Here is an 8,297-nt window from a genome sequence, read left to right on the forward strand (position 1 = left end):
TCCCGCGGGCGACCGGCCATCCGCGTCATGACCGTATGGTTGCGTCGTGAGACGTGCGCCCGACAGCCTGTGGCGTTCGATCCCCGGAACGCTCGTGCTCGCCCGACCCGGTGGGCGGCCGATCGTTGCGCTCGGACCGGCAGCCGAGATCTGGGGGCTGCTCGCGGACGACATCACCGCCGAGCAGATCACGCAGGCCCTGCTGCCGCGCTTCGCCGCCGAGCCGGAGACCATCCGCGCCGACGTGTCCGTTCTCCTCGACCGCCTCGAAGCCGAAGGGCATCTTCGTGCGTGACGAAAGCGTCCTGCGGGCCGCTGCCACGCATGCCCTGCCCGGGGCCCCAACGCGCCCGGCCGTGATCACGCGCGCAGATGAGCAGGACATCCTGACCATCGCCCGGATGGACCGGATCGGGGGAGTGCTGTGGTTCGCCTGCCAATCGGGGGCGATCGAGGCACCCGAGGAGACCATGCAGCGGATTTACGACGTGTTCCAGGAACAGCTCGTCGCGGCGGTGACCGTCGAAGCGGCCGCCGCGCCGCTGGCCGAACTGCTGGACGGGGCGGGCGTCAACTGGCGCCTTCTGAAGGGGCCGGCCCTGGCGCACCTGGACTATCCGCAGCCGGAGCTGCGCTGCTTCGGCGACCTCGATGTGCTCGTCGATCCACGAGACTGGGATCGGTGCCTCGAACAGGTGACCAGCCTCGGATTCCACCGGCCGGCTCCGGCGCTGGCACCGGACTTCGACCTGCGTTTCGGCAAGGGCGCGACTTTCCGGGACCGAAATGGGCTCGAACTCGACCTGCATCTGCGGCTGGCTATCGGCCGCTTCGGGGTGCGTCTGGGCACGGCCGGGTTGCTGGACGAGCCGGAGCTGGTGACCTTCGGCGAGCGCGACTTCCCGGCGCTGTGCGGGCCAATGCGCTTGGTGCACGCGTGCTTCCATGCCGCACTGGGAGGGTTCCGGGAGTATCGGGCCCATCGCGACGTAGCGCAACTGCTGCTGGTGTCCGGCGTGGACTGGCGGGTCAGTGCGCAGCTGGCTCGGCGCGCGGGGGTTCTCGCCGTGCTGGCCCGCGCCATCACCGACGCGTGGGGCGCCTTGGGCCTGGACCTGCACCACCCGGCGGTCGACTTCGCCCGCCGGGTGCGCATCGGGCGGATCGATGACGCCGTGCTCGAGATCTTCGGGTCGGAACGCTCCTACCGTCGCCAAGCGCTGACCGCGGTCCCCGATCTCGTGGGCAAAGGTGCTACGCGCTACCTGTGGACTCTGGCGCGCCACTCCCAGCATCGCGAACATCAGTGATCATCCCCCGGCCGGCCAGCCAGTCCACGAACTCCCGAATATCCCCTATCGCGTCCACGCCGGTAGCCCGCGAGAGAGTTCTTGCCACGTCCGCGACCGTCGCTGCGCCGTCGAGCAGATCCCACACCCGCGACGCGGCCGGGTTGAGCTCATGCACAACCGCGTCACGATCATCGAACAGCACGAACCGGTCCACCAGCCAGACGGCGTCGATGCAACCGGCCCGGCGATAAACTCTCGAGTCTCCGGTCACCGCGCGCCGCCTGGCGCGCCGGGTGGCCCGGCCAGGGCACGCAATTGCGCATCCGCCACGTCCAGGTCACCGACACCGAGATGGAACACCGGGACGCTCGAGGTGAGCCGGGCCACCTGACGGAAGGCGGCGCGCCCCCCGATGCCGCCATGCGGCAGATGGCTCATGAGCAACCGCAGAGCGGTGGCCGGGTGCGCGGCGCTCAACCGCCGGGGAAGTCCGGGTTCCCGGCCGGGCAGGACGACTGCCGAAAGCCTGGCAGCGTTGCCTACCTGTCCCAGGCGTGAGGCGGGCACCAAGCTCTCACTGTCGTGCTGCGGTGACCCACCCAGGAGGGCGTCGAGCGGGGAGGGGTGGCGCAGCCCGATCGGGCGCGGAAACGGATGCACGTGCCACCCGCCGGGAACCTCCTCGAGGAGTGCCAGCTCGTCGGTGAGGAACTCCCAGCCACGCGCGGTGAGCCACCCGGCCAACGTGCTCTTGCCTGCATACGACTCCCCGGCGACGAGGACGGCCCGCCCATTGATGGCGACAACGGCCGCATGCACGGGCGTGCGCGGCGCGCAGTTCTGCAGCACCAGCGCCGTCACCTGCCAGACCAGGTGGGTCATCAGGTGACCGGAGGTGACGATCTCGCACAACTCGTCGTCGCGCCATACCTCGTATCGGCCGGGATGCTCGGGGGATGGGGCAACGCGAAATCGGGTGGGACGCAGCGGTTGCGCGTCGGTCAGCAGATCCACGAAAGCCGAGGCGACCAGCCGGCGCAGCCTCGCGTCGGGGCATTCGACGACGAACCTCTGGCCGTTGGCGGCGTACGGGCCCGCGAGGAGGTCGGCGTTTTGCCCGCGGCTACTGCCCGAATTCACGACACCAGCCCTTTCCCGGCTGCGCGTATCATACCGTGGTGCCGCCGGGCATCGTCCTGGAATGTTCGAGTACCCGCCGAAACGGGTCAGACCTGGGGATTGCGGAAGTTAAGTCCTGCGACGCCGCAGTGGCTGGACAGGAGTTGAGTTGCCCCTACGGGAGTATCTGAGGATTTTGCTCCACCGTGCCCCGCTGATCGCCGGTGCGACGGTTGTCGCGGGTCTGTTGTCGTGGTTTCTCGTGCCCGCCGGCACCCAGAACGCGCCCAGGTCCTACACCGCCACCGCGCAGATGACCGTCGACGGCGGCGAGGAGCGCGTCACGGTCGGGTTGCCGCGCATCGCGTTCTTCATCACCACCGGTGACATCCCCCAGGCGGCAGCGGACAAGCTCAAGTATGCCGACGGACCATTCGCGCTCGCGCGGCGCATCGTCGTCGCCCCCGATCCGGCCGCCTCGACGATCAGCATTTCCGCCACCGATCCGCACGCCACGACAGCGGAGTCGATCGCGCAGACGTTCGCCGAGGCAGCGAAGGCCTACTTTGCCAAGGCGTCCCCGTCCGGGGGCACCCGGCTGACCATCGTCCAGGATGCGGTGGCCGTTCCCGATGCCAACCCCGGATCAATCCTGCCCCCGGGCCGGCCGACCCGAACCGCCCTGGCGGCCTTGATCGGACTGTTGTTCGGCATGGCCCTCGCGGTTTTCGTCGATCGCATCGACTCGCGCCTGCGATCCCGCACGGAGATCCAGGCCGCGCTCGGGTTGCCCATCATCGCCGAGGTGCCCAAACTGCCGCGCGCCAAGCGGAGCGACGCCTACCACATGGTGCTCGACCAGCCGCTGAGCCCCTTTGCCGACGCCTATCGCGCCGCGCGGGCCGCGACAACCCACAGCGTGGAGACGTCCCGCGCCGCGGCACCCCGCGGGCCACGAGAGAACGATCCCGAACCGCAGGCGGTCGCCGTCCTCGTCACCTCGGCGCAGCCCAGCGAAGGCAAGACGACGAGCGTGGCCAACTTGGCCGCAAGCTTCGCCGAATCGGGACGCCGCGTCCTCGTGCTCGACGCCGACCTGCGATCTCCGGACGCACACAATCTGTTCGATGTGCCACAAGGGGCGGGGATCTCCGATTACCTCGTCGACTCGGCCCTGGAGCACCTGCAGCAACTGGTTCGGCCGACAAATATGCCGGGCGTCAGCATCATCGTGGCCGGCACGCAGTTGGATCACCCCACCTCCCTCGCGAGCCGCATGGGGCCGCTGCTGGAGGAGGCCCGGGGCCTGGCGGACGTCGTCCTCGTCGACACGGCCCCGCTGCTGGCGGCGAGCGACGTCTTCGACATCCTTCCGCTCGTGGACACGGTGCTCGTCGTCGTCCGGTCCGGACGAATCACCCACGCGGCGGGTTCACGGCTCGCCGAGTTGTTGGGCCGGTTCAAAGTGCCCGTCAGTGGAGTGCTCCTCATCGGGTCCAAGGCGAGCCGGTCGCGCAGCTACGGCTACGGCTACGGCTACGGGTCGCCGCGCTCCACCAGCAAGAAGCCGCGAAGCGGGGGGCACGGGCCGCGGTCTGCTCACGGAACCTCTGCCAGTCGTCGGGACCGATTGGGGCGCGCCGAGGCACCGAGCACCATACGGGGTGGAGGCGAAGCGCGCCACGATGCTGCCGGACCTCGCCCTGCCGTCGTCGAGGCATCTCCTGACGACTCGGTGTCGGACCGCTCCGGCGGATAGCGCCATGACATGGTCGCCCGGCGGCAGGATCGCCTGGCTGGCGGGAGGCTCCACCCTCGGTGCGGTGGTCGCCGTCGCCTTCACGTGGGCCGTCGACAACTGGTCCTACAACCTCTGGGGGGCAATGATTGTCGTGCCCTTCGTCGTCTTCCTCAACCTGGTGCTGCTCGGCCGGGCCGCAGCCATCGAACCTGATCTGTGGATTCGCACGGTCTTCTTTTGGGGCTTCGTCCTAAAGCTGCTCGGCACCCTGGGCCGCTACTACGTCGCCTTCGTCGTCTACGGGGGCAACGCCGACGCCCAGCGCTACAACATGGTCGCGGCTTTCGAGTCGATGTGGTGGCGCAGCGGCCATTTCGCTTCCTTCGGCTCCAGATCGGCCTCCGGCACCCGTGCCATGGAGGTCATCACCTCGGCCATTTATGTGGTTACGGGTCCCTCGCCGCTGGCGGCCTTCTTCGTCTTCGGATCCCTGGCCTTTTGGGGCGCCTACCTGCTCTATCGCGCGTTCCTGCTCGCCGTCCCGGACGGCAACCACCGCAGGTATGCGTTGCTCATCTTCGCCCTGCCCTCAATGCTCTACTGGCCGTCCGGCATCGGCAAGGAGTCCTGGCTGCTGCTGTGGCTCGGGGTCACGGCATGCGGTGCCGCCCGCTTTTTCCAGCGGCCGGGGCAGGGGATCCCCCTGCTTCTGCTGGGGGCCGCCGGCACCATGGTGGTGCGGCCGCACATCGCCTTCCTGCTGTTCGGTTCGATGCTCGTCGCCCAGATCCTTAAACCGGGCAGGCGGGACTCGGATGGCGCGTTCGGCAAGGTCCTCGGCCTGATCGTCCTCGTGCCGCTGGTGTGGCTCATGCTCACCAGGTCGGCCACCTTCCTCGGCCTCGACGACCTGACCTCCCAAGCACTCTCCGCGGAGTTCCGGACCCGAAGCGAACTCGCCACGCAGGGCGGGTCGGAGTTCGACCCCACGCCCGTAACATCGCCCCTGGACCTGCCCTGGGCCATCGTCTCCGTGGTGCTCCGCCCATTCCCCTGGGAGGCGGGCAACCCCCAAGCACTCATTCAGGCCGCCGAGGGGGTCTTCCTCATCCTTCTGGCCGTGCGTTCGAGCGCGGGGATTCGGCGAGGCTTCTCGATGGTCCGGACCAACGCATATGTCGCATTCACCGCGGCGTACACCCTCGGGTTCGTCTGGGCCTTCTCGGGGATCGGGAATTTCGGCATTCTCAGCCGCCAGCGAGTGCTGCTCCTGCCCATTGTCATGGTCTGGCTTTCGCTGCCGCCGAAACAGGGGCCGACCCTGCCGCCCAGCCGGGTGCGTGACGTGACGTCGGCCAGGGACTTCGCGAGGCGCAGATGAGCGGCCTGCGGCACCGGGTCAAGCGACTCCTGGCGATGGCCGCTCGCCCCACGGCGGCCCGCGGGGCGACATTGCTGATCTACCACCGGGTCGGTGGCGGGACCTCGAACGAACTTGACCTGGACCCGGCGACTTTCGCCCGGCACCTGGACATCCTGGCCTCACGTGACGTCCTGTCCCTCGACGCGGCACTCGATCGTCTCGACCGGCAGGACGAGCGCCCAAGCTACGTGCTCACCTTCGACGACGGGTTCGCCGACGTCTTCGAGAATGCGTGGCCGTTGCTTCGCGAGCGACAGGTGCCGTTCACGATCTATCTCGCGACGGCATACGTGGGGTCCCGCATGCGCTGGGAGGGCAGCACGGCCACCGGTGCCGCGGGGGCCGGGCTGGCCTGGGGCCAGATCGAGGAAATGGTGGGGTCTGGCCTGTGCACGGTGGGCAACCACACGCACCGCCACGTCCCGCCGGGCAAGTTGACCGTGACCGAACTCGACGAGTGCACGGATGCGGTCCAGCGAGCCCTCGGGATCCGGCCGGCGCACTTCACGTATCCGTGGGGGGTGGCGGCCCCGGCCATCGAGCCGCAGCTGCGCAGCCGGTTCCGCAGCGCGTCTACTGGCGTGCTGGGCCGCAACCTGCCGGCGACGGATCGTATGCGTTTGGCCCGGGTGCCAGTGCGGCGCACCGATCCCGATGCCTTCTTCGCCGCCAAGCTCACCGGCCGCCTCGGGCCCGAGCGGGCATACGCCGTCCTGGTCGGCGCCGCCAAGCGGGCGGGGCCCGGAGCATGACCCGGCCAGCGCGGCTGCTCTTCGTGTGCACGGCCAATATCGCCCGGTCCGCGTATGCCGAGCACCGGGCCCGCGACCTGTTCGAGCGGGTTCCGTCCTTGGCGTGGGAGGTCGCGAGTGCTGGGATTCCCGGGTACCCCGGACGCCCGATGGATCCGCACCTCGCGGGTGAGTTGACACGGAGGGGGATCCGCACGCCTGCTCATGTCAGCCGGGTGCTGGACGACGCCGCACTCGAGTGGGCGGACCTGGCGCTCACGTTCGAGATGCGCCAGCACCTGGCCATCCTCGAAGCGTGGCCACGCCGGGCCGGGAAGGTCTTCGGCCTGCGGCAGTTTGCGAGAGCGGCTGCCTTGGCACCCGAAGCGGCGGACATCGGGGCCCTCCTGCACAGCGTGGTCGCGCTCGCGGAGCCGGACTCGATGACCCTTGACGTCGATGACCCCTATGGCCGTGGACGCCGCGCCGCCCACGCGTGCGCAGCCGAGATCGACGGCGTCCTGCGCAGAATCCTCCCCGCACTCGAGGCGATCGCGGGCTGCGACGCAAGCGGGGACAGCACGAGCGACGGGATCTCTTAGTGGTCAGGACTGTAAGTTCGTCGGGGGTTAGGCGGCGTGGTCTGGTTCTGCGGGTTGGTGGCGGTCGAGTCGGGTTAGGAGTGAAGCGTGCGGCTGCTGGGTCATCGCCGGGGTGACCGCTGCGGTGAACGGGAGGATGCCCGTGGTGTCCTCGCAGCAACCGAACACCTGCCCCGTGGTGGACGTCGTAGGCGGCGAGGTAGGCCAGCGCGCCACGCCGCCGGTAGTCGTGGTTGGCCCACATCATCCGACACGCCGATCCACAGGTCTTGACTATTGCTCAAGAGGACAGAAGCCCCCTCGCTGATGTTCCAGCGTTGCCAGGGCTCCGACCCGGCTACACTACGGCGCGACCGCAACGGGTCACTACCTAATCGTCTGTCTTGTGGGGGCTCAATGCGGTTGCTGATCACCGGCGGCGCGGGCTTCATCGGCTCGAACCTCGCCGAACTCGCGGTCGCTTCAGGTCATGACGTTGTCGTCCTGGACGATCTGTCCACCGGATACCTCGACAACCTCGGCGCGTATGTCGAGTTCGTCGAGGGTTCGATCCTCGATAAGGACCGACTGGCGTCGATGGTGCGCGGCGTCGACTCCATCGTGCACCTGGCGGCCCTCGGCTCTGTCCCACGGAGCATCGCCAACCCGGGTGCCACCCACGCCGTGAACACCAATGGCACCTTCGCCGTGCTGGAGGCTGCCCGTTCGGTCGGCGCCCACGTCGTCTTCTCGTCCTCGTCGTCGGTCTATGGCATGAACCCCGCGCTGCCCAAGCACGAGCGCGAGTGGGTGTGACGTGCCTGATTCCTTTCGGAGTTGGATCCCAATAGAGTAGGATTCCTTGGAAGGGAGAATCGATTCAGAATGAGTAGCGGTAGGGTGAGTTTTTCGCCGGAGTTCCGCGAGCAGATGGTGGAACTGTTCTTGAGTTACCAGGGGCAGAAGAACCTGTCACAGGTCGCGCGGGAGAATGGTATCGGCGCGGAGACATTGCGGAACTGGGTGAAGAAGTACCAGGAAGCGAACCCGGTCGAGGACAAGCCCTTGACAATCTCGGAACGGGCGCGGCTTGAACAACTCGAGCGCGAGAATCAGGAACTGCGTCTGGAGCGGGAGTTCCTGGGAAAAGCCACCGCCTTCTTCGCGAAGAAGTATCGGTAGCCGACCGGTACGCACACATTCTCGCGGAGAAGGCGACCACGAATTCGGATGGTTCCGGCCGATACACGGTGGGCGCTATGTGTACCTGGCTGGGCGTGTCGGAATCAGGGTTCTATGACTGGGTGAAACGGCCGGCGTCGGCAACCGCGAAACGCCGCCGGAAGCTGGGCCGGCTGATCCGAGCCATCTTCGTCCGCCATCACGGCCGGTACGGGTACCGACGCGTCC

Annotated in this window: 10 protein-coding genes; 8 read left to right on the forward strand and 2 right to left on the reverse strand. The window is 68.2% G+C overall.

The genetic code is table 11. The annotated features are described in order from the left end of the window. Window positions 1-46: 46 nt before the first annotated feature. On the forward strand, window positions 47-295 hold the full coding sequence (locus BN11_RS10875) for a PqqD family protein (RefSeq protein WP_048697543.1): 249 nt from the start codon (window positions 47-49) through the stop codon (window positions 293-295). Further along, entirely contained in the window at window positions 288-1,310 is a 1,023-nt protein-coding gene (locus tag BN11_RS10880; protein ID WP_048697545.1) for a nucleotidyltransferase family protein, read from the forward strand. Before BN11_RS10875 ends, BN11_RS10880 begins: the two co-directional genes overlap by 8 nt. On the opposite strand, the gene BN11_RS26125 is transcribed toward BN11_RS10880, so the two are convergent. Together BN11_RS26125 and BN11_RS10885 are read right to left on the reverse strand one after the other, a co-directional pair. Then, the gene (locus BN11_RS26125; protein WP_162213213.1) at window positions 1,255-1,563 is read right to left on the reverse strand and encodes a PqqD family protein; all 309 of its coding nucleotides are present in this window, start codon (window positions 1,561-1,563) and stop codon (window positions 1,255-1,257) included. The genes BN11_RS10880 and BN11_RS26125 overlap by 56 nt on opposite strands. After that, the gene (locus BN11_RS10885) at window positions 1,560-2,432 is read right to left on the reverse strand and encodes a hypothetical protein (RefSeq protein WP_048697548.1); all 873 of its coding nucleotides are present in this window, start codon (window positions 2,430-2,432) and stop codon (window positions 1,560-1,562) included. Before BN11_RS10885 ends, BN11_RS26125 begins: the two co-directional genes overlap by 4 nt. A 175-nt stretch (window positions 2,433-2,607) precedes the next feature. Here BN11_RS10885 and BN11_RS10890 point away from each other — a divergent pair, with 175 nt between their 5' ends. The 6 genes from BN11_RS10890 (at window position 2,608) to BN11_RS10915 (ending at window position 8,069) form a co-directional block, all read left to right on the forward strand. Continuing rightward, a complete protein-coding gene (locus BN11_RS10890; protein WP_053084072.1) occupies window positions 2,608-4,170 on the forward strand; it encodes a polysaccharide biosynthesis tyrosine autokinase in 1,563 nt (520 codons plus the stop codon). A gap of 4 nt (window positions 4,171-4,174) precedes the next feature. Then, window positions 4,175-5,533 carry a hypothetical protein gene (locus BN11_RS10895; RefSeq protein WP_053084073.1) on the forward strand — a complete coding sequence of 453 codons (1,359 nt, stop codon included), beginning with the start codon at window positions 4,175-4,177 and terminating at the stop codon, window positions 5,531-5,533. After that, window positions 5,530-6,327 (forward strand): polysaccharide deacetylase family protein, encoded by a 798-nt coding sequence (locus BN11_RS10900; protein ID WP_048697550.1) that lies wholly within the window; start codon window positions 5,530-5,532, stop codon window positions 6,325-6,327. The genes BN11_RS10895 and BN11_RS10900 overlap by 4 nt, the downstream gene beginning before the upstream one ends. After that, window positions 6,324-6,908, forward strand: a complete 585-nt coding sequence (locus BN11_RS10905; RefSeq protein ID WP_048697552.1) for an arsenate reductase/protein-tyrosine-phosphatase family protein — start codon at window positions 6,324-6,326, stop codon at window positions 6,906-6,908. The genes BN11_RS10900 and BN11_RS10905 overlap by 4 nt, the downstream gene beginning before the upstream one ends. Window positions 6,909-7,304: 396 nt before the next feature. After that, entirely contained in the window at window positions 7,305-7,703 is a 399-nt protein-coding gene (locus tag BN11_RS10910; protein WP_053084074.1) for an NAD-dependent epimerase/dehydratase family protein, read from the forward strand. 84 nt (window positions 7,704-7,787) lie between these two features. Then, window positions 7,788-8,069: a transposase gene (locus BN11_RS10915; protein WP_162213214.1), complete on the forward strand. Its 282-nt coding sequence runs from the start codon at window positions 7,788-7,790 to the stop codon at window positions 8,067-8,069. The last annotated feature ends 228 nt before the right edge of the window (window positions 8,070-8,297 follow it).

Origin of the sequence: Nostocoides australiense Ben110, from assembly GCF_001050535.1 — a bacterium.
Lineage (GTDB): Bacteria > Actinomycetota > Actinomycetes > Actinomycetales > Dermatophilaceae > Nostocoides_A > Nostocoides_A australiense.